At 57.2% G+C, this 19,578-nt stretch carries 24 protein-coding genes; 21 read left to right on the plus strand and 3 right to left on the minus strand.

All coding sequences use genetic code 11. The features are described from left to right. Positions 1-215: 215 nt before the first annotated feature. From GTO89_RS00835 to GTO89_RS00890, 12 genes are all read left to right on the plus strand, one after another. Complete coding sequence (locus GTO89_RS00835) at positions 216-635, plus strand: ferritin-like domain-containing protein (protein ID WP_161260162.1); 420 nt, start codon at positions 216-218, stop codon at positions 633-635. 250 nt (positions 636-885) lie between these two features. Beyond that, positions 886-1,740, plus strand: a complete 855-nt coding sequence (locus GTO89_RS00840) for a PHP domain-containing protein (protein ID WP_161260163.1) — start codon at positions 886-888, stop codon at positions 1,738-1,740. After that, positions 1,733-2,125 carry a 6-carboxytetrahydropterin synthase QueD gene (gene queD / locus GTO89_RS00845; RefSeq protein WP_161260164.1) on the plus strand — a complete coding sequence of 131 codons (393 nt, stop codon included), beginning with the start codon at positions 1,733-1,735 and terminating at the stop codon, positions 2,123-2,125. The genes GTO89_RS00840 and queD overlap by 8 nt, the downstream gene beginning before the upstream one ends. A gap of 32 nt (positions 2,126-2,157) precedes the next feature. Continuing rightward, the gene (locus GTO89_RS00850) at positions 2,158-2,745 is read left to right on the plus strand and encodes a hypothetical protein (RefSeq protein WP_161260165.1); all 588 of its coding nucleotides are present in this window, start codon (positions 2,158-2,160) and stop codon (positions 2,743-2,745) included. Position 2,746: 1 nt separating this feature from the next. Continuing rightward, positions 2,747-3,448 (plus strand): YkgJ family cysteine cluster protein, encoded by a 702-nt coding sequence (locus GTO89_RS00855; protein WP_161260166.1) that lies wholly within the window; start codon positions 2,747-2,749, stop codon positions 3,446-3,448. An 80-nt stretch (positions 3,449-3,528) separates the two neighbouring features. Beyond that, on the plus strand, positions 3,529-3,879 hold the full coding sequence (locus GTO89_RS00860; protein ID WP_161260167.1) for an STAS domain-containing protein: 351 nt from the start codon (positions 3,529-3,531) through the stop codon (positions 3,877-3,879). A 6-nt stretch (positions 3,880-3,885) separates the two neighbouring features. Next, positions 3,886-4,497 (plus strand): chemotaxis protein CheC, encoded by a 612-nt coding sequence (locus tag GTO89_RS00865; RefSeq protein WP_161260168.1) that lies wholly within the window; start codon positions 3,886-3,888, stop codon positions 4,495-4,497. A gap of 119 nt (positions 4,498-4,616) precedes the next feature. Beyond that, positions 4,617-4,967, plus strand: a complete 351-nt coding sequence (locus GTO89_RS00870) for an STAS domain-containing protein (RefSeq protein WP_161260169.1) — start codon at positions 4,617-4,619, stop codon at positions 4,965-4,967. A gap of 180 nt (positions 4,968-5,147) precedes the next feature. Beyond that, a complete protein-coding gene (locus tag GTO89_RS00875; RefSeq protein WP_161260170.1) occupies positions 5,148-5,381 on the plus strand; it encodes a DUF1858 domain-containing protein in 234 nt (77 codons plus the stop codon). A 199-nt stretch (positions 5,382-5,580) separates the two neighbouring features. Then, positions 5,581-6,219 (plus strand): phosphate propanoyltransferase, encoded by a 639-nt coding sequence (gene pduL / locus GTO89_RS00880; RefSeq protein WP_161260171.1) that lies wholly within the window; start codon positions 5,581-5,583, stop codon positions 6,217-6,219. 177 nt (positions 6,220-6,396) lie between these two features. Then, positions 6,397-7,446, plus strand: coding sequence for an HD-GYP domain-containing protein (locus tag GTO89_RS00885; protein WP_235920174.1), 1,050 nt, complete (start codon positions 6,397-6,399; stop codon positions 7,444-7,446). Positions 7,447-7,500: 54 nt separating this feature from the next. Further along, the gene (locus GTO89_RS00890) at positions 7,501-8,355 is read left to right on the plus strand and encodes a YitT family protein (RefSeq protein ID WP_161260173.1); all 855 of its coding nucleotides are present in this window, start codon (positions 7,501-7,503) and stop codon (positions 8,353-8,355) included. Here GTO89_RS00890 and GTO89_RS00895 read toward each other — a convergent pair whose 3' ends face one another. Then, positions 8,356-9,885, minus strand: coding sequence for a DEAD/DEAH box helicase (locus tag GTO89_RS00895; RefSeq protein WP_161260174.1), 1,530 nt, complete (start codon positions 9,883-9,885; stop codon positions 8,356-8,358). A gap of 194 nt (positions 9,886-10,079) precedes the next feature. Here GTO89_RS00895 and GTO89_RS00900 point away from each other — a divergent pair, with 194 nt between their 5' ends. The 4 genes from GTO89_RS00900 to GTO89_RS00915 all read left to right on the plus strand — a co-directional run bounded on the left by GTO89_RS00900 (position 10,080) and on the right by GTO89_RS00915 (position 13,134). Further along, on the plus strand, positions 10,080-10,442 hold the full coding sequence (locus tag GTO89_RS00900) for a hypothetical protein (protein WP_161260175.1): 363 nt from the start codon (positions 10,080-10,082) through the stop codon (positions 10,440-10,442). A 91-nt stretch (positions 10,443-10,533) separates the two neighbouring features. Then, entirely contained in the window at positions 10,534-11,280 is a 747-nt protein-coding gene (locus GTO89_RS00905; RefSeq protein ID WP_328793836.1) for a glycosyltransferase family 2 protein, read from the plus strand. After that, on the plus strand, positions 11,261-11,644 hold the full coding sequence (locus tag GTO89_RS00910) for a DMT family transporter (RefSeq protein ID WP_161260177.1): 384 nt from the start codon (positions 11,261-11,263) through the stop codon (positions 11,642-11,644). Before GTO89_RS00905 ends, GTO89_RS00910 begins: the two co-directional genes overlap by 20 nt. Continuing rightward, on the plus strand, positions 11,611-13,134 hold the full coding sequence (locus GTO89_RS00915) for an ArnT family glycosyltransferase (RefSeq protein ID WP_161260178.1): 1,524 nt from the start codon (positions 11,611-11,613) through the stop codon (positions 13,132-13,134). The genes GTO89_RS00910 and GTO89_RS00915 overlap by 34 nt, the downstream gene beginning before the upstream one ends. An 11-nt stretch (positions 13,135-13,145) precedes the next feature. Here GTO89_RS00915 and GTO89_RS00920 read toward each other — a convergent pair whose 3' ends face one another. Continuing rightward, on the minus strand, positions 13,146-13,511 hold the full coding sequence (locus tag GTO89_RS00920) for a sulfite exporter TauE/SafE family protein (RefSeq protein WP_161260179.1): 366 nt from the start codon (positions 13,509-13,511) through the stop codon (positions 13,146-13,148). After that, positions 13,502-13,876, minus strand: coding sequence for a sulfite exporter TauE/SafE family protein (locus tag GTO89_RS00925; RefSeq protein WP_328793845.1), 375 nt, complete (start codon positions 13,874-13,876; stop codon positions 13,502-13,504). Before GTO89_RS00925 ends, GTO89_RS00920 begins: the two co-directional genes overlap by 10 nt. 261 nt (positions 13,877-14,137) lie before the next feature. Here GTO89_RS00925 and GTO89_RS00930 point away from each other — a divergent pair, with 261 nt between their 5' ends. The 5 genes from GTO89_RS00930 to GTO89_RS00950 all read left to right on the plus strand — a co-directional run bounded on the left by GTO89_RS00930 (position 14,138) and on the right by GTO89_RS00950 (position 19,406). Continuing rightward, positions 14,138-14,893 (plus strand): ZIP family metal transporter, encoded by a 756-nt coding sequence (locus GTO89_RS00930; RefSeq protein ID WP_235920153.1) that lies wholly within the window; start codon positions 14,138-14,140, stop codon positions 14,891-14,893. Between the two features lie 111 nt (positions 14,894-15,004). Further along, positions 15,005-15,754, plus strand: a complete 750-nt coding sequence (locus tag GTO89_RS00935; protein WP_161260180.1) for a GerMN domain-containing protein — start codon at positions 15,005-15,007, stop codon at positions 15,752-15,754. Positions 15,755-15,946: 192 nt separating this feature from the next. Next, complete coding sequence (locus tag GTO89_RS00940; protein WP_161260181.1) at positions 15,947-17,326, plus strand: N-acetylmuramoyl-L-alanine amidase; 1,380 nt, start codon at positions 15,947-15,949, stop codon at positions 17,324-17,326. Positions 17,327-17,431: 105 nt separating this feature from the next. Then, positions 17,432-18,286: a glutamate racemase gene (murI, locus tag GTO89_RS00945; RefSeq protein ID WP_161260182.1), complete on the plus strand. Its 855-nt coding sequence runs from the start codon at positions 17,432-17,434 to the stop codon at positions 18,284-18,286. Between the two features lie 109 nt (positions 18,287-18,395). Next, on the plus strand, positions 18,396-19,406 hold the full coding sequence (locus GTO89_RS00950; RefSeq protein ID WP_161260183.1) for a 2-hydroxyacyl-CoA dehydratase family protein: 1,011 nt from the start codon (positions 18,396-18,398) through the stop codon (positions 19,404-19,406). Positions 19,407-19,578 lie beyond the last annotated feature (172 nt).

The raw sequence follows: 19,578 nt of genomic DNA on the forward strand, positions 1-19,578 counted from the left end.
GGGACAGATCGCTCTTTCGACTGGGAAGGGCGGTCTTTTTTTGTTTTCTTCAGCGTCTCTGGTTATTGCCGTCCGTGCATACGGGAGGGACCGACTGACCATACTACCGGTTGATCAAGATAAATTTGCTGGATCATGGTTGACAATGGCAGAGCAGGTGGCTATACTAATACCAGAAATCGATAACAGTTATTATTAACAGGAGGGTAACAAACATGGATTTTGTGAATGAAGTAAAACTGGGTGTCACGAAGGGCACTGTTGTTGAAGACGCCGTCAATGCCAATTTCCGCGGCGAAACCCAAGAGACCGGCCTGTATCTGGCCATGGCCCGCCAAGCCCAACGGCAGGGGTATCCGGAAGTGGCGGAAGTGCTGAAGCGCATCGCCTGGGAAGAAGCGGAACATGCCGCACACTTTGCTGAACTGAACGGGATGATTTCCGAGTCGACGAAGGAAAATCTGGAGAAAATGCTGGCCGGTGAGATTGGCGCCAACAAGGGCAAGAAGATGGCCGCCACTGAGGCGAAGCAAAACGACATCGACGCCGCCCATGATTTCTTCGATGAGTCCTCCAAGGATGAAGCCCGGCACGCCCAGATGCTCAAAGGGATGTTGGACCGGTACTTCAAGTAAGGACCGAAACAGATCCAGGAGGAACCGGCGGAAGAGGATAGGTTACCCCATCAGCAGTGCAGAGCCCGCAAGGGCTCTGTTTTTTTCTCCAACCTCGGCAGGTTTTTCCCCGGGACTAGCCAAATGATTAGATGTCAAGGATGATAGTGCAGTCGTTAAATAGGAATATCCCCATCCGATGGGGGAGGAGCGGTCGATCTGTTGGGATAGGCCCATTTGTCGGGAGCGGCCGAGCAGGAAGGGGAACCGGATGAGCAAGATGGACTTGCATACCCACTCGACAGCGTCCGATGGTTCGTTGACGCCGCGTGAACTGGTCGCCGCGGCCAGGCGCGAGGGAGTGGGCCTGATGGCGTTGACCGATCACGACACCATCGATGGTGTCGCTGAGGCGCGGGAAGCGGGGAAAGAACTGGGCGTTACGGTCCTGGCCGGAGTGGAACTGAGCGTCGACCATGAACAGCGAGAGATGCATCTCCTGGGCTATCATATCGATCCCGATCACCCCGCCCTCCGGGCGGGCTTGCAGCAGTTGATCCAGTACCGGGAAGAACGGAATCCCAAAATCATTGAACTGTTGCGGTCCATGGGAATTCCGATTACTATGGAAGAAGTGGCGCAGGAGGCGGGGAGCACGGTCATCGGTCGTCCCCACTTCGGTCGGGTGCTGGTCAAAAAAGGCATCGTCGCCTCTGTCGATGAAGCCTTCGCCCGCTACCTCGGCAGCGGCAAGCCGGCCTATGTGAAAAAAGAACGGCTTCTGCCCGAGGAAGGGATCGCGCTGCTGCGCCGCGCCGGGGGCATCCCTGTGCTGGCACACCCTGTTTTTCTGCCCGAACAATCCTATTCGGAACTGCTCAGGCTGTTGCAGCGCTTAAAGGCTGCCGGTCTGGCGGGCATTGAAGCCTATTACCCGGAGCATTCCTTCGACGATATCCGTAAGTTTGTCCGACTGGCTGCAGAAATAGGCCTCTATGTCACCGGGGGAAGCGATTTCCACGGAAGCGGCAAGCCGTCGGCCCGCCTGGGCCGCATACTGCCTGACGGAGGTCCTCTGCCGGAGGAGGTCCGAAAACGCATTGAGGAGTGGATCGGCTATGTATGAACTGATCGTGCAAACCCATTTTGACGCCGCCCATTTTCTCCGGGACTACCCCGGCGATTGCGCTCGGGTGCATGGTCACACCTGGCAGGTGGAAGTGACCCTGATGGGGCGTGAACTGGACGATCTCGGGATGCTCATCGATTTTAAGGAAGTAAAAAAGGCGGTCAAGGCGATCTGTGATCAACTGGACCACCGGATGATCAATGAGCACGACTATTTTCAACACCGCAACCCGACGGCGGAAAACCTGTCTTGTTACTTTTTTCATGAGCTGGCAGGTTGGCTGAAGGCGAATCACCCCCATGTCCGCGTGGCGACGGTTCGCATCTGGGAATCGCCGCGAGCGTCTATCTGTTACCGGGCCGACGATGACCTTTCTGCCTAGCGAGGACGGAAAAATCAACCAAGGAGTCTAGCATGCTGACATACGAAGATGTTTGGGATGACCTGTTGGCCGCAATGGAGGATTCGGGCTTGGAGCCTTTTGAGGTGCAAAATTTCATTGAAACAAGCACCTGTCTCCGCGAGTTCCGTTGCTACTGTCAGGTTCCGGGAGCGAGCGCCGGTTCAGAGATCCGGGCGGAAATCGCCTTTGTTTGGGACGCCGTTCAGACGGCCCGTTCCGTTTACGGCCACGAAGCGCCACCGCCCAGCGGTTTTCGGATGGCGCCGGGTTTCCTCTCCCGCGACGGCGCGATGGCCGATGCGCTGGAACTGGAGATCAAATACTATTTTCCGGCCAAAGACTTTGAGTCGGCCGGTTTCCTGACCCGGACTGTGCAAAACATCATCATGGGGATCGTCGATCACCGCAATTTTCCCGAGGTGAACTTTGAGATCTCTGTTGCGCCCGATCAGGTCGTCCATGTCCACCGCGCCTATGCCTTCTACCGTTGGCCTGTTCCGTTGAATACGGAGCGTCTCGAACTGGCGCCTCTCTGTCGCGAGATCGCCCGGGTGCTGCAGGCATTGCATCACTCCGGTCACTTCGAGGAGTCCCTGTAATATGGAACGGGTTGTGCTGGAGCGGCGAGAGTTTCCTGACGGCCTCGGCTATGACGTGACTGCCTGCCACCCCGGCGCTACAGTGGCCGATTACCTGGGGGCAGTGGATGCTTTTTTTGAACGTTCGATCTGGACGGCTCTCCGTCAAGGCTGTAACCGAACAGGGTGGAACGCCTGTGAGGGATGTCCCGGTTGTTGCCGAGAGCGGATCCCCTTGACAGTGGCCGACGCGGTTCGCCTGGCCCTGTCGTTGCCCGATGTGGCCGAGCGGGCGCAGAGCGCCGGGGTGGTGACGGCAGAGGACCTGCTGCAAGCCATTGAGGCATTTGGTCACATCCATACCCGGGGAAGGGCCGTTGACATCACCCTTCGCCGCACCGAAGATGGTTGGTGCGGCCTTTTTAACCACTCGACCCATCGCTGCCACCGCCATGCCTTTCGCCCCCTTGTCTGCCGAACCTATTTCTGTTGTCCTGTCTCTCACCGCGCCGAAAAACTGCGTCAGCGGCTCCTGAATGCCGGCGAGGATGAGTTGGTTCGTCGACTCCTTCTTTCTTCAAAGGGAGCGGAATTGACTGCCAGGGGATTGCGTCTGTCCGACTACCCGCCGGGTCCATGGAGTGAGACGGCGGGGCTTTCCCTTCGCTTTGAGTCGGAGGCGTTGCTGGCGCCGCTCCTTACGGGCCTCAACCTTGCCAGATAGCCGATCTGATGGTATGCTAAAAAAAAGTGGGAATTAAAAGATAAATAAATTTTGTTTTTTAAGAAAAGGGGATGGCGCGGGTGTTAGAGTACAGGACGCGCAAGCTCGGCTCGTGCAATATCGTCGATTTGCAAGGCGAGATCGATGGTCTCGGCCTCGAACGGTTTAAGAAGGCCTTGACAGAAGCGGTGACAGAGAAATGTGAAGCCATCGTGTTGAATTTTACCGATGTCGTTTTTATCAGCAGTTCCGGTCTGGGGGCCTTGGTGGCTTATTATAAACAGCTGCAATCGGACAACCTGCAACTGTCGGTTTTCGGACTCAGGGATGTGATCCGTCAGGTCTTTGAAATCGTGCGACTCAACAAGGTGATCGCCATCGTCGACTCCGAAGAGGATGCCCTCGCGTTGGTGAGTGCGGCAAAGGAGTGAGGGGCCATGGATTTTTTGAGTTTGACCCCTATGCAGATGGATGCGTTGCGGGAAGTGGGGAACGTGGGCGCCGGCAACTCGGCCACGGCCCTTTCTCAGATGGTTCAAAAAGCGATCGACATGAAGGTCCCTTCGCTGGGGGTTGTGCCCTTTGATCATGTGGCCGACCACATGGGTGGACCGGAAACTTTGGTTGCCGGCGTATACCTGCGCGTGGAAGGCAAGGCGCCGGCGAACCTGCTTTTTGTCTTGCCCATTGATTCGGCAAAGGCTCTTGTGGACATGTTGATGGGCTTTCCCCCCGGGACGACCCAGGGGATCGGCGAGATGGAAACATCGGCTCTCAAAGAAGTGGGGAACATCCTGGCAGGCACCTACCTCAGCGCCCTGGCCATGTTCACGCGCCTCACCTTCGAGCAGTCTGTTCCCGCCCTGGCCATTGACATGGCGGCGGCGATCATCAGCGTAGTGCTGACATCCATCGCCGAGGTGGGCGATCATGCCCTGCTGCTGGCCACCGAGTTTGTTGGCGAGGGACAGCAGATCGCCGGCTCTCTTTTCCTGATCCCGGAAGAAGGTTCTCTTGAATTGATCCTCGGTTCTTTGGGTTTGGCATGACGTCTGATTACCCCCCGCCTGGATAGGTGGGACTCTTTCTCCCCCAGTAAGCGATTCTGCCAGGGTGTGATCACACCTGCGTAGAATTTCGCCTTTCTTTAGAAAGGGGGCTGGAAGGAATGCTGCGCTATGACTCCCGGAACGTGGGAGACGTGGAAATCTTCACCCTGTCGGGCGATTTTGACGCCTTGGGCGCGGCTGCCTTTCGGAACCATGTTGTCCCGCATATCGAACTGGGACGGCGGAAGTTCATCTTTAACTTCTGCGGCGTCGGCTTCATTGATTCGACCGGCCTTGGCTTTCTTGTGTCGATTTTGAAGACGACTCTTAAGAACAAGGGGCGATTGCGAATCGCCTGTGTCGTTCCGGTCATCTACGAGATCTTTGTCATGACGAAACTGGATCGGGTCTTTGAACTGGATGAAACGGAGGCAGGAGCGCTCCAGCAGATCCAGGGAACGACAAGGTGACCGCAAACCCCCGGCGCGTGATGGGCAGTCTCACGCGAGAAAAAACCGGAACAGGGGAATGCTTGTATCTGGCGATAAAATCGGTTTTGACGCGGGAGTCATGTCATTGCGCGAAGTTGGAACCTGAGGTATAATCCCCTCAGGGGGTACTGACAACTCCCCCAAAGGAGGTGTTGCCAAATGATGATCACCGAAACCATGGGTATTGGCGAATGCGTGGCCAAGTTTCCCAATACGGTGCCTGTTTTCATGAGCTTCGGCATGAGCTGCCTGGGCTGCTCGGCGGCCCGCTTTGAGAACATCGGGCAAGGCGCCCGCGCGCACGGCATCGATGTGGATAAACTGATCGAAGAACTGAACAAGGTCGCCGGTAAAGGTGACGAGTCTTGCGGTTGCGGTTGCGGCTGCGAATAAGAGGTATGGAAGAAGGACCCTCTGCGGAGGGTTTTTCTTTTGGTCTTAAAAGTCTGATTTTTGGCGCTATTACGACGATTGTGATGAGTGTTTTTTGTTCTCCCATGCTTGCGAGTCCTCGGCAGACTTGAGTATAATTAATACATAATATAAACGGGAGAATTCCCGGGCAATATGGGGAAGGAGAAGTTATTCGTCGATGAAATACAATGTACCCGTGCAAGTACCGGTCGGTGTTTCCAACCGGCACATTCACCTTTCCCAGGCTGATTTGGACATCCTCTTCGGGAGCGGTTACAAGTTGACGGAAATGAAGCCGCTCGGACAGCCGGGCCAGTTTGCCTGTAAAGAGGTGCTCATCGTCGCCGGACCGAAAGGTGTTATCCAAAACGTGCGCATCCTGGGGCCGACGCGCAAACAGACCCAGGTTGAGGTCTCCCGCAGTGACTCCTTTGTCCTTGGGCTTCAACCGCCTGTCCGTGATTCCGGCGATCTGGCCGGCTCGCCCGGTTGCGTGCTGATCGGTCCCAAGGGCACGGTGATCCTGAAGGAGGGCGTGATCATCGCGGCGCGGCACCTGCATATCCACTCGACAGAAGCGGAAGCCCTCCATCTGAAGGATAAGGATCGCATCACTGTCGCCTTTGGCGGCGAGCGGAGCGTCCTTTTTCAGAACGTGATCGTTCGGGCTGGCGAGACGATGGCCCTGGAATTTCATCTGGACACCGATGAGGCCAACGCAGGCCTGTTGAAGAGCGGCGATAGGGCCTACATCATTGAAAGATGCGAACCAGAAGCGGCGGAAGTTACGGACGCCCCGGTGTTTGTCGCTTCGTAAGCGGTTGCATTCTTATCACTCATGAAAGCGAAGTGGTTTTCGTGCGGAACGAAAACCGCTTTTCTTTTCTAAACTGATCATGCAGGGGTTTTTTGATGAAGGCGGCTCCGGTGGTTACCGCGGATTCAGGTTGCTGGCCCCCATATGACGGTAGGGAGGAACGGTAAAGTGCGCCAAATGGGGATTGAATTTGTCACAATCGGCGATAAGTTGGCTCGTCCGATCTTTACGTCCGATGGACAGGTCTTGCTGGGCAAGGGAGTCGTGCTGACAGCCGGCTACATCTCAAAATTGAAAAACCTTGGCATATCGGCGATTTATATAGAAGATGACCGTTTCCAGGATGTCCATGTCGAGGATGCGATCAGTGAGGAGACGCGCCGGGAAGCGTTGCAAAACTTGAAAGAAGCCACCGATTATGTCCGTTCCGGCAAAAAAATCGACGGCGCAAAGATCAAAGGTTCCGTCAATGGGGTCATTGAGGATTGCCTGAACAGCCACGGTGTTCTGGTCAACTTGATGGATATTCGCACGAAGGAAAATTGGCTGCTCCCCCACAGCGTTTCCGTTTGCGTGATGGCCACCATGCTCGGTATTGCTCGCTCGCTCGACCGGCATCGTCTTCAAGATCTCGCCATCGGAGCGTTGCTTCATGATGTTGGGCTGACGATGGTGCCCAAGGAGATCCTCGACAAGGGCGAGGATCGTCTCGGGGCGGAAGAGCGAGAAATCTATGAAAAACACGCCGAAGAGGGTTTCAATATCATCCGCCGGACAGGCGAACTGAGCATCGTGGCAGCCCATGTGGCCTATCAACACCATGAGCGTGTCGATGGAACGGGCTTTCCCCGGGGGATTGACGATGGGGATATCCACCTGTACGCAAAGATTGTGGCCATTGTTGATCTCTATGATAAGCTGATCAACGGCGCCATGGGCGCTAAGCCGTTGGCGCCCCACCAAGCCTGTGAGGTCCTGATGGGGTTATCGGGCCGTTACCTTGATTTGAGCCTTGTCCAACTCTTTTTAAAAAACGTCGCTACCTATCCCACGGGCATTTCGGTTCGTCTCTCCACCGGCGAGATCGGTGTTGTCGTCGACCAGAACAGGTCGATCCCCATGCGGCCTGTCGTGCGGGTGCTTCTGGAACGCCACCGCTTCGTCGAACCGAAAGAATATGATATGATCAAGGATACCACTGTTTTCATCCAGGACGTGCTGCGCTGATTGAGACGCCGCCATCCCGGGCACGCTAACAGGGGATGGAAGGACGGAAAAGCATTGAAAAAAGATATCCGCAGTTGGCTGAAGGATGTCTTGGGCATTACTTTTGGGGGCTTGATTTTCGCATTCGGCCTGAACTATTTCATCATCGCCAACCATCTGGCCGAGGGCGGCCTGACCGGCGTGGCGCTGACGCTGCACTATCTCTTCGGCTGGCCTGTCGGTTCAACCTATCTGATCATGAACATCCCCCTCTTCGCCATCGGCTGGCGGGTCCTCGGCACCGAGTTTGCCCTGAAGACAGTCCTGGGCACCGTGGTCGCTTCGATCGGTGTTGACCTGACCCACGCCTTTCAATCCCCCATGCCGGGAGACCTGCTGCTGGCTTCTCTGTACGGGGGGTCGGCCATCGGCCTCGGTTTGGGGGTCATTTTTTTGTTTGGCGGCTCGACAGGCGGCGGCGACATCGTCGCCCGCCTGGTGAACCACCGTTGGGGGTTGCCCATGGGCCGCGTCCTCTTCATGGTTGATGTGGTGGTGATCACATCGGTCGGCTTTATCTTTGGCCAATCGGTTGCCATGTACACCCTGGTCGCTGTCTTCGTGGCCAGCCGGATCATCGACTTCGTTCAAGAGGGTGCTTACACAGCCCGGGCGGCCATGATCATCTCGGAGAAATCCCCGGAGATCGCTCAGCGCGTCCTCGAAGAACTGGAACGGGGCGCCACGGTCTTCAACGCCCGCGGTGTCTACACCGATGCCGAGAAAAACGTCCTCTACTGTGTCGTCAGCCGCTCCGAACTGGTCCGGCTGAAGTCGCTTGTCTATGAGATCGACCCGAGAGCGTTCATGATCATCAACGAAGTCCATGAGGTGCTCGGCGAGGGATTTCGCAACTGGCACTCGACCTAGTTAAAAGAAGAACAACGGCGCCGGGACTGCCTGGAACTCCTGGGGAACCGAGGCGGTCAGGGGCGTCTTTTCTTGTTCGCGATTGATCTCCTCTTGTAGATCAAGCAGGTATTCGAGGGCGTGTTTTTCCAAATTCCCCTCGACCTTTTGGCTGTAAAGGATCCGTTCGATGGGGCCGATCGTTTGAGCGAACATCTCAATCTTTTCGGAGAGCAGCCGCAGCATTCGTTCTTCGATGGTTCCCCGCGTGCTCAGGTTGTAGACGTGAACATCGCGGCTTTGACCGAGGCGGTGAACACGGCCGATGCGCTGTTCCACCCGCATAGGGTTCCAGGGTAGGTCATAGTTGATCACCTGGCTGCAGAACTGCAGGTTGATGCCCTCGCCGCCTGACTCGGTCGAGATCAGCACGGGCACGTCGCTTTTTTGAAACTGGTGTTGGGTCATGGCCCGGGTCCAACGGCCCAGCCCGCCATGGTAGACGAGGACAGGAATGCCGGCGGCTTGCAGGTGAAGGGCCAGGTAGTCCATGGTCTGAACGTATTCGGTGAAGATGACCACTTTTTCGCGATTTTGTTTGAGGAATTCGGTGACCACATGGCCCTTGGCGTTTTGGCGGATCTTGCGGGCGAGAGGCACCAGTTCCTCCAGGCCCATCGTCTCGATGGTGCCGAGGGCGGCGAAGGAACTGGAACAGATCTCGCGGAGCAGGATGAGCAGGCCGAGGGTGCTCTTGCGGCTCTCCTTGCGGCGGCGGAATTCACCGCGCAGGTACTGGATGACAGCGTTGTAGAGCTCGCGCTCAGGCTCGCTGAGGTCGATGGGGAGCAGGTGAACATGCCGTTTGGGCATCTTGATGGCGCATTGTTCCCGGTGGTGGCGGATAAGAACGCCTGAGAGGATGTCCTGCAGTTCTTTGGCGTCTTTCGGTTCTCGCTTGCCCTTCAGGAAGGCCGATTGGAAGTCGGCGTAGCTGCCGAAATAGCCGGGCCGCAACAGGTCGACCAGATGGAAGAGTTCCTTCAGGTCGTTTTGCACCGGTGTCGCCGTCAGCAACAGCAGGTTTTTGGCGGTTAAGGTGCGGGCAAACTGGTAGTTGCCGGAGCGTGGGTTTTTCAACCGGTGGGCCTCGTCGATAATGACGGCGTCATAGGGGATTTCACGGATGATGTCGGCGTGGGGGGAACGCTTGGCTAGATCGATGGATGTGACAACAAAGGGATGCCAGTGCCAGCCGTACTCCCGTTTGTTGACCCAGCAGGGGAAGCCGAATTTGTTGCGCATCTCGCTGGCCCATTGACCGGTCAGGTTTTTGGGGGTGAGGATGAGCGTTTTGTTCAACTGCCCCCGCTGTTGCAGTTCTTTTAGGAAGAGGCCTGCTTCGATCGTTTTGCCCAGGCCCACTTCATCGGCCAGGATCGCCCGTCCGCCCATGGGGTAGAGGGCCCGCCAGGCGGCGTCGATCTGGTGGGGGAGAGGCTCAAATTCCAGCTGGCTGAGACAGGTGATCCGTCCCAATGCGATCGTCATTCCTCCCGAAGCGCCGCCTGTAAAATTGCCATTTTTGCAATGGTCTATCTTGGTGTCCGATTACAGGCCATGTACGTTCCTAATCTCCTGTTATTGTGCGGGAACGACCTGTTCTTATCCTGGAAATTTTTCAGAAATGTGTACATACTAATGATGGTGACGAATGGGGTCGAAAATGGAGGAGGAATGCCTCTTTGGGCTATACATTTGAATTCACCTGGGTTCTTCGACTTCCGGTGGAGGAACTCCCGACAGAACCTTCCCAAAGTCCTGGCGATCAACTGCTCTGGAAACGCACCCACGGCAACATCATCCTCGGCTTCACCCGGGAAGGCGGGCGCATGTACCCCGTCGGCATGCCGGTGTTGATCGTGACGAATCGTGAGGAAACGATCGGCATCGGCCGCATCCAGCGCTGTGAGATCCATGCGTTGCCGAACGGCAAACAGACGACAGTCGTGGAGTTCTCGATCACCCGCATGTTTGATGAGCAAGAGCGGCGCGTCGTTTCCGAGGTGTTCAAGGAAATGTATGGCTATCTCCCCGAGGGATTATAGAAGCTTGCGTTACGACCGGTAGGACTCTAAAATGGTTATGGTGTAAAAAAGAGATCTGATTCTCATTCGAAGGAAGGCGTTTGTCCTGTTTGTGTTGCTACCCGCTTATAATGAAGCTGTTGCGTTGCCGAAGTTGTTAGAAAAGTTCCTTCTTCTACAGGCGCGCTATCCCAAACTGCAGATCGTGGTTGTCGATGATGGTTCTTCCGATGAAACGGCAACCGTTGCCGAAGGGTTTGCCGATCGGATGGCGGTGACGGTTGTCCGCCATGGGAAAAACCGGGGCCTCGGTTGCGCCATGAAGACCGGTCTGCGCTGGGTCTGCGAACATGGCGCCGATGGCGATGTGGTCGTCACGATGGATGCCGACGATACCCATGATCCCAATCATATTCCGTCCATGTTGGACAAGCTGGACAGGGGCGCCGATGTGGTGATCGCTTCCCGATACCAGGAGGGGGGCGAACAGGTGGGTTTATCGCCGCTGCGCCGCGTCCTTTCCTGGGGCGCATCGACGCTGCTCGGTTGGATCTTCGGCATTGACGGCGTCCGCGATTATTCCTCGGGGTACCGGGCTTACCGCATCGGGGCGTTGCGTCGCGCCTTTGACCGCTTTGGCGAAAAATTTATCGAGGCCAGTGGCTTTCAATGCATGGCCGAGATATTATTAAAAATGAGAACGTTGAACCTGCGTTTTGGCGAGGTGCCCCTGGTGCTTCGCTATGACCGCAAAGCGGGGCAGAGCAAGATGCCCGTGTTGGAAACGGTGTTGCAGTATTTCTTCCTGGCCCGGAAAGTGTCGAGATTGGAGATTCTGCATGAAGAACGGCTTGGGTAGCGGCCTTTATCTGATCCTTCTGTCGGTTTTTCTGGGGGCGGTCGGTCAGGTGCTTTTGAAAATGGGCGCCAACCGGCTCGATATCCGGAGCGGACCGCTCTTCGAGGTGTTGCCGCAGTTGATCCTGCAGATGCTGAAAAACCCCCTCATTTTGGGGGGGCTTTTGTTTTTCGGCGTCAGTTCGCTGATCTGGATCGTCTCGGTGTCGAAGGTTCAACTCAGTATGGCCTATCCGCTGGTCAGTCTGGGTTATGTGATTGTGCTTTTCGCTTCCTGGGCCTTCTTGGGGGAAGCGGTCAATCTGATTCGAGTCGGTGGGGTGCTGGTGATTTGTTTCGGCGTCGTCATGGTCGCGCAGAGTTGAATGGGATCCGGCGGCACGCCAAGTGGAGTTTTGCCTTTTGGGCGCTGGCCGCAATCTGTCTGGTGGGGTTGTTGTTCCGGCTTAAGGGGATTGATTCGCCTTTTGTCGATTTTCACGGCTGGCGGCAGGGCGACACAGCCGCCGTGGCTCGCTACTTTTATGAGCGCGAGTTCAATCTCTTGCGGCCGCAGTTGCCCTATTACGGCGCGCCGCCGAATTATGCCGAACTGGAGTTTTCGCTGGTTCCTGCCATTACAGCGGGATTGTACTACATATTCGGAGAAACGCCCTGGGTGGCCCGCACGGTGATCATCCTGTTTTCCCTCTGGTCGCTCGTGTCGGTCTACCGGATCGGCGCGCATTTTTGGGGGCTCTGGCCTGGTTTGGTCGCCGCATTGACCATGGCTGTCCAGCCCTTCTACGTTTATTTCTCCCGTTCTTTTCAGCCCGATGTGCCCATGATCGCCTTGACGCTCGCGGCCCTCGCCGACTTCCTCGTCTGGTCCAGAGAGGGTTCGCTGTTCCATGCCCGGCGGGGGTGTCTCTGGCTGACGCTGGCCGTGCTCGTCAAACCGCCGGCAGCCATTGTCTATCTGCCCCTTTTCATCTGGTGGTGGTCGGCCCACCGTTCGGGACAAAAGGGAAGTCTTTCCGTGGGAATCACCTATCTGCTCGTGCCAGCGGCGGCCTTGCTGATCTATCTCCGGTCCATCCATGGGATCGCTGAGCACCCCTTTGTGTCCAGCATTGCCACCTCCTTTACCGCCCGGCTTTTGCAGGAGGGGATCCCGGAGGAGTGGTATGGCGATGTGGGACGAGGCCTCTTTTTCTTCGTCTGCACGCCTTTTTTCGCCTTGCCGGTTTTGTTGGGCCTGTTGCGCGGTCTCTTTTCGCAGGAGCGCCTCTGGATCGCTGCCTGGGCGGCTGGTTTGGCCGGCTTTTTCCTGCTGGTCGGCAACCATGTGCTGAATAATCTGCAGTACTATTTTCTGCCCGCCGTTCCGCTGGCGGCGTTGCTGGTGGGCCTTTCGGCGGAGCGGTTGACGGCGCGCGAGACCGTCCTGTTTCGCCGCGCCACCGCTGCAAGCATGGTCCTGCTCGTGTTGGTGGGGGGATCTTTTCTGCTCTCGGCCACGTTTCAGCGCTTGTTGCCGGAACGATGGCTGCGTGACCAGCCCTGGACCTATGACAGTTGGTATGAACTGGACAAGGGGATCCTTACGGTCAGCCGCGCGCTGGAACAGATCACGCCCGATGACGCGCTGGTGGTCATCGCCGAGGGCTCTCCTCGCGGCCTCTTTAACAGCCATCGCTTCGGTTGGTTTATTCCCCCCGAAGACTGCACCGCCGATTACCTGGCGGGGGTGCGGGCTGAAGGCGCCCGCTATCTCGTCTGGCCCGAGGAAAAAGCGCCAACCCAGTTCAATGGGTTGGCGGGGGAATGGCATACAGAGGGGTTTTGGCTCTTCGACCTGGAGAAGCTTCTTTAAGAACCATGAAACTATTTTTTCTTGGGTCGGCTGATCAGTTCATACCCGCCCATGCCGACGAGGAAAAAGCCGAAAATCTTGCGCAAGAGCGCGCCCGGCAGGTAGTTGGCCAATAAGGCGCCGCCGATGGCGCCGGTGATCGCCCCGAGGGCCAGCAGGAAGGCCAGCTTCGGTCGCACATTGCCGTTTTTAAAGTGGGTAGCCAGGGCGACGGCGGACATGGGTAAAAAGGTGGTCAGCGCCAGCGCCTGGGCTTGGTGCTGCGGCACATCCAGCAGGAGGATCAGGGCAGGCACAAGGAGAGTGCCGCCGCCGACGGCGAGCCCGCTAAGGATGCCGCTGAAAAAGCCGATGACCGATAGGGTGATCATCTCCATAGCAGTCGCGCTCCGGCCACGATCATGACGAGTCCGAGCAGTTGGCGCAAGCGGTGGGGGGAGAGGCGGTTCATCAGCCTCGCTCCAAGGTAGGCGCCTGCGATCCCTGTCAGCACGATGGGCCAGAAGAGGGACCAGGAGAAATGCCCTTTCCACCAGTAGACAAAGGCGCTGGCGACAGAGGTCGGCAAGATCACGGCCAACGATGTGCCATGGGCCTGGTGCTGGGCGACGCCGAGCAGGAACACCATCGAGGGGATGACGATCGTGCCGCCCCCGATGCCGATGAGGCCGTTGATGAGACCGGTGGCCAGTCCAGAGAGGATCAGTATGATGTTGGTGCGCCCGTTGTTCAGGTGAAAAATGGCAGACGACCTCCGCCTTCAGTTTGCCCCAGTTCAGGACGGAATATGGGTGGCTTACATGATTTTAACGGGCCTGGGTCTCCGCGCCGGCGATTCGGCATAAAATTAAAGTGGAACTCCCTTCTTTGCGCAGTCCTTCGGGAAGGCGCTTTTTTTGTGGCATGTTGCCCGTTCTTTCCCTTCCAAGCGCTGACTATGATCAAGAATGAGAATCGATTGCGAACAAGCAGGTGAAGGTGGAAGGGAAGGAAGGAACGACCCATGGTGGATCATGTTCCCGGTTTGATGCTTCCCATATTGGGCGTTAGCCTCATTGCCGGTTTGGCCACAACCGGCGGCGCTTTGTGCGTGCTGTTGCTCGGCTCGCTGGGCGGGCGAAGGCTGAGCGGTCTCCTTGGCTTCGCCGCTGGGGTGATGCTCAGTGTCGTCGCTTTCGATCTGCTCCCATCGGCCTGGAACTGGGGCGGGATCGGGGCGGTGAGCGGCGGCTTTTGTTTGGGCGCGCTGCTCATCGCTGCCTGTGACTTCCTGTTGACCCAGGTGACCCTTTCGTCAAAGCGGGGGAGAGAGGCCGGACCGTTGCGCAAGATGGGCTACCTCATTGCCCTGGGCATCTCGCTGCACGATTTTCCCGAGGGCATCGCCATCGCAGCCGGTACAGCGGCGGAGAGCCATCTCGGTTGGGTCGTGGCGCTGGCCATCGGTTTGCACAACATCCCGGAAGGGATCGCCACGGCGGCGCCGCTGCGCATGAGCGGGATGGTCCCGTGGAAGATCATCGCTCTCACGCTGGTCATGGCTTTTTTTACTCCTTTGGGCACCCTGCTGGGATTCGGCATCCTGGCGCAGTCGACACAATCGATCGCCCTGCTGCTCGCCTTGGCTGGGGGCGCTATGGCCTATCTCGTCTGGGACGAACTGTGGCCGGAAGCGAGCAAGCGATCGCCTCGATGGGCCTGGGTCGGGGCGATCATAGGCGCCCTGGGGATGGCGGCTCTTTCCGGAATGCATCATTAAAAAAGGGGAACTGCAAAAAAGGGGCAACTGCGCGATTTAAAAAATGGAATAAATTGACAAACCTGTCCATATGTATGGATTAGATAATAAATGAATAAGGAGGAGCTACAGATGGACAGGGAGCGCAGTTGGTCAGCCGGCATCATCTTGATCGTGACGGCCCTCGTCATCGCCTTCGGTTTAGGCGGTTGTTCGGCCGTCGATCGCTTTATCTCCATGAAGGACGATTTGAAAACCAAGGAGACGGGCGCTGCCAAAACCGAGCAGGTTGTCAAAACGGAACAGACGACTGCACAGGGACAAGCTCTGCCTGTTGAAAGCACGGCCAGGACGGAATCATCTCCTCCCGGGCCGGAGCAGTCGATCACACTCTATTTCGCCGATGCGAAAGGGCAGAACCTGGTCGCTGAAAAGCGGTCGATTCCCAAAACGGGAAGTGTCGCCAAAGCGGCAGTCACCGAGTTGCTCAAGGGACCCAACATCAACTCCGGCGCGCTGCCGACGATCCCGACGGGGACGCGGCTGCTCGACATCAATGTCAGCAAGGATGGGCTTTGCACGGTCAACCTGAGCAAGGAGATTCAAAAGAACCATCAGGGTGGCTCGGCCGGTGAAACCTTGACCGTATACTCTCTCGTCAACACACTGACACAGTTCCAGGCCATACAGAAGGTGCAGATCCTTGTGGAGGGGAAAAAGATTGAGACTTTGGCTGGTCATATGGACGTTTCTCAGGCGATGGCAAGGAAAAATTCGATGATCACCGGTGAAGGGAATGGAGCGCAGAAGGCGCCCGATGGCGCGCAAAAAGCCTCTGGCGCCACAAACGGAGGCAATTCGACGGAGAAGAAAAACAACTGATCCCATCAAGGAATGGGTATAGCCCTTATTCTGAAGATGCTCCTGAGAAAGGAAACGTTCGGCGACGCGCAACGCCGGACGTTTTTTTCTCAATCGACAAACTTCTCAGATAATATGCCGAAAGGCTGGGCAGGGGGGGGAAAACGTTTTACAATACGGGAAGAGGATTCTTGAGTAAAACTTGGAGGAAGCATGAAAGAAGCGCTTAAGAAATCGATTGCATCCTGTCTCGTAACGTTGACGATGAGCGCCTTGCTGCTCTCCCCTGCAACAGCGTCGGCAGCGCCAGCCGCGGGGACGTTCAATGGGGTCGTAAACCGCCAGTCCACGGCTACGGTCGTGGTCGAAGGGCAGGTCGTCAATGTTCGCACCGGACCGGGGACAGGCTATGATATTATAACGACCGTGACGAAGGGACAAATGCTCCCCTCCGGGGAGGGGCGGAGCGGGTGGACCCTGGTTACTCTTCCCGATGGCCGTGCAGGTTGGATCGCCGACTGGCTGCTCACTAAGCAACCGGCGGCGCCGGTCTTTAATCCGTCGTCTCAGCCCACAGCGGCGGCGACGCCGGCCAACAATCCCCCATCAAAGCCGACAACGCCTGCCGGCGCTGGGTCTTCCCCAGCGGGTTCATCCTCTGCATATCAACCGGCCCAAAAGCCGATGCTCCAGAAGGATCTGCGCGCCTGGAAAGCGACAGCCCTATCGCCTGCCAATATCCGCAACGGCCCTGGGATGACATATGATGTGGCGCGAACCGCTTCTGCCGGAGAAAGCTTTGATCTGCTGCAGGTGCAGGATGGCTGGTATCAATTGGCCCAAAAGGGTCAATCGGTCGGTTGGTCGGCATCGTGGTTGTTCTCCGCCCAGGCGCCTGCTACAGGAACAACAGGTGTTGTCGCAGGTGTCAATGGGTCTGAGCCGAGCCGTGGCGTCTCAGGGACAGTTTCGACGCGTCCGGTGGCGGATCTCCTGGCAGGTAAGACGATCGTCATCGATCCCGGACACGGAAACGTCAATCTGAATTGGAATGTAGTGGATCAGGGCGCTTCCGGCCCTCAGGGGAGTCATGAAAAGGACGTCACCCTCGATGTGGGCCGTCGTCTCGCTGACACCTTGAAAGCGCGAGGGGTCAATGTGATCATGACCTGGACGGCGGAACAGTTGATTCGCTCTGAAAGTGACCTCTCATACCGGGCCGACATGGCCAACAAAGCCAAGGCCGATCTGTACGTCAGCATTCATTGCAACTCCCATACTGTGCCGGATACGAGCGGCACAACAACCTATTATTTTTACAAAGACGATGACGCTCGTCCGGGGGAAGGGACGCGCATGCGAATGGCCGGCATGATCCAGCAATCGCTGGTGGCGGCCCTGGGTCGCCGCGACATTGGCATCAAAGGCGCCAACTTCGCCGTGCTGCGAGAAACAAACATGCCGGCGGTTTTGGTGGAATTGATGTTTATCTCCAACCCTGAGGAAGAGAATCTGCTCAATCAGGATGCAGTCCGAGCCAAGGCGGCGACAGCCATTGCCGACGGTTTGCAGCGCTTCGTTGAACAACCCTGAGGCGGAGAACCTTTCTTTTCAGCGGGAATATTCTATGTTATGGTTTAAAGGTCTGTTGCCCCTTGTTCGGGCTTTTGTGGCCACTTTGGCTAGGAGTGAGATAGTTTGAAACGTTGCCAGCCTATTGGCATATTCGACTCTGGCGTCGGCGGCTTGACCGTGGCGCGCGAGGTGTTCCGCCAAATGCCAGGGGAGGAAATCCTCTATTTTGCGGACACTGCCCATGTACCCTATGGTCCTCGGCCTGCGGCCGAGTTGATCCGGTTTGCCCTGGAGATCACCGACTTCCTCGTTGACGAGGGCGCCAAGCTCATTCTGGTCGCCTGCAATACAAGTTCATCGCTGGCGCTTGACCTGATACGGGAGCGATGCACTGTGCCGGTCGTCGGTGTTGTCCATCCCGGCGCCGAAGAAGCCGTCCGGCTCACCCGGAATGGACGGATCGGGGTGCTGGCGACGGAAGCGACGATCCGCAAGGGTGCGCACCGGGAGCGAGTGGCCGAGATCAATCGCGAGATGCGGGTTTTCGGCCAGGCCTGTCCGAGGTTCGTGCCTCTGGTCGAATCGGGGCGCTATCACAGCGAGGAAGCGCGCTTGGCTTGCCAGCAATATGTGGCCCCGCTGCTGGAAGCGGATGTGGACACGATCGTGTTGGGCTGCACCCACTATCCCTTTTTGGCGCCGGTGATTCGGGAAGCGATCGGGGAGAAGATCACCCTGATCGATCCGGCCTGCCAAACGGTGGCCCAAGGAAAGGCGCTCATGGAAAAGGGGATCATTCCAGTTCGGGATCCCCGCGGTCCCAAACCGCGCCACCGTTTCTATGTCAGTGGAGAGGCCGAGTCTTTTGGTCGGGTTGGCGGCGCCCTCCTTGGTCTTTCCTTGGTCAATGACACCCGGCATGTGTGCCTTGACGGCATTTTGGATAGGGAACGAGGCCAGAAAGTGGTTTTTGGTTGAAGCCCTTCCGTCTAACGATACTCCTTCGATGAACCCCGGCCTGTGCGCCGGGTCTCTCTTTGTAAACACGATTTTTTAATCACGAGGCGGAATGAACGGGGGCGCGCTGATGGCCGAAAAAATCGCGTTAACGACGACGATCCCGGTGGAGATCGTCTATGCCGCCGGTATGACGCCGGTGGATTTGAACAACATCTTTATTTCCTGTGACGCGCCGGGACAGTTCGTCGACCGGGCGGAACAGGCCGGCTACCCGCGCAACATCTGCGGCTGGATCAAGGGGCTGTACACAACACTGCTGGAACAGGAAAGCTTGCGCCAGGTGATCGCCGTCACGCAGGGCGATTGCTCCAATACCCATGCCCTCATGGAGACGTGGCAGGTGGCTGGTGTAAAAGTCATCCCCTTCGCTTTTCCTTATGACCGCGACTATGATCTGTTAAAGCTGCAGATGGAGAAACTGATCCAAGCCCTGGGGGCGGAGTGGGATGCCGTTCGCCGGTGGAAGACGCGGTTGGATCAGGTGCGGAAAAAGGCCCAGGAGATTGATCGCCTGACCTGGGAAGCCGGCGTCATCGACGGGGAGACGAATCATCTGGCTCTCGTCTGTTGTTCCGATTTCAACGGTGATCCTGACGCGTACGAGGCATACCTGGATCAGATCATCGCTGCGGCAAGGGTGAAACAGGAGGGCGAGCCGGCAAAGGGGTCGTCCGGCCCTGGGCAGACGGTTCGCCTGGCTTATGTGGGGGTGCCGCCCATAGTGACGGATTTGTATTCCTATATCGAAAGCATGGGCGGGCAGGTTGTCTTCAATGAGGTCCAGCGCCAGTTTGCCATGCCTTTTGATGAAGGGGATATCATCGAGCAGTACCGGCGATACACCTATCCCTATTCGATTTTTGACCGGATCGACGACATCAACCGGGAGGTTGAGCGGCGGCGCATTGATGGGATCATCCATTACACTCAGAGTTTTTGTTACCGGCAGATCGAGGATATCATCTTGCGCCAGCGCGCCGGAGTGCCCCTGTTAACGCTGGAGGGGGATCGACCGGGACCGCTGGATGCGCGGAGCCGGATGCGGATTGACGCTTTTTTGGACATGCTCGCCGGGTAGCGCCTTTACGAATCACCTTTTCTGGATTTGCGGCGTAGGCGGAGGGCGCAGTCGAACCGCTTGCTAAGAGCTGCGCGGCTGCTCACTTCGCCTGCTACGCTAGGGCGCCAAACCTCTGGGCTTTTCTGCATGTAAATGATGGCGCCCTTAACGCTTCGCAGGCTTCGTTCGC

The sequence above is a fragment of the Heliomicrobium gestii genome, assembly GCF_009877435.1.
Classification (GTDB): Bacteria; Bacillota; Desulfitobacteriia; order Heliobacteriales; family Heliobacteriaceae; genus Heliomicrobium; species Heliomicrobium gestii.

Coding starts and splice junctions, on each gene's coding strand:
- GTO89_RS00835 (WP_161260162.1), top strand. CDS start 216: ATGGATTTTGTGAATGAAGTAAAACTGGGTGTCACGAAGGGCACTGTT.
- GTO89_RS00840 (WP_161260163.1), top strand. CDS start 886: ATGAGCAAGATGGACTTGCATACCCACTCGACAGCGTCCGATGGTTCG.
- queD (WP_161260164.1), top strand. CDS start 1,733: ATGTATGAACTGATCGTGCAAACCCATTTTGACGCCGCCCATTTTCTC.
- GTO89_RS00850 (WP_161260165.1), top strand. CDS start 2,158: ATGCTGACATACGAAGATGTTTGGGATGACCTGTTGGCCGCAATGGAG.
- GTO89_RS00855 (WP_161260166.1), top strand. CDS start 2,747: ATGGAACGGGTTGTGCTGGAGCGGCGAGAGTTTCCTGACGGCCTCGGC.
- GTO89_RS00865 (WP_161260168.1), top strand. CDS start 3,886: ATGGATTTTTTGAGTTTGACCCCTATGCAGATGGATGCGTTGCGGGAA.
- GTO89_RS00870 (WP_161260169.1), top strand. CDS start 4,617: ATGCTGCGCTATGACTCCCGGAACGTGGGAGACGTGGAAATCTTCACC.
- GTO89_RS00875 (WP_161260170.1), top strand. CDS start 5,148: ATGATGATCACCGAAACCATGGGTATTGGCGAATGCGTGGCCAAGTTT.
- pduL (WP_161260171.1), top strand. CDS start 5,581: ATGAAATACAATGTACCCGTGCAAGTACCGGTCGGTGTTTCCAACCGG.
- GTO89_RS00885 (WP_235920174.1), top strand. CDS start 6,397: ATGGGGATTGAATTTGTCACAATCGGCGATAAGTTGGCTCGTCCGATC.
- GTO89_RS00895 (WP_161260174.1), bottom strand. CDS start 9,885: ATGACGATCGCATTGGGACGGATCACCTGTCTCAGCCAGCTGGAATTT.
- GTO89_RS00910 (WP_161260177.1), top strand. CDS start 11,261: ATGAAGAACGGCTTGGGTAGCGGCCTTTATCTGATCCTTCTGTCGGTT.
- GTO89_RS00920 (WP_161260179.1), bottom strand. CDS start 13,511: ATGGAGATGATCACCCTATCGGTCATCGGCTTTTTCAGCGGCATCCTT.
- GTO89_RS00930 (WP_235920153.1), top strand. CDS start 14,138: ATGGTGGATCATGTTCCCGGTTTGATGCTTCCCATATTGGGCGTTAGC.
- GTO89_RS00935 (WP_161260180.1), top strand. CDS start 15,005: ATGGACAGGGAGCGCAGTTGGTCAGCCGGCATCATCTTGATCGTGACG.
- GTO89_RS00940 (WP_161260181.1), top strand. CDS start 15,947: ATGAAAGAAGCGCTTAAGAAATCGATTGCATCCTGTCTCGTAACGTTG.
- GTO89_RS00950 (WP_161260183.1), top strand. CDS start 18,396: ATGGCCGAAAAAATCGCGTTAACGACGACGATCCCGGTGGAGATCGTC.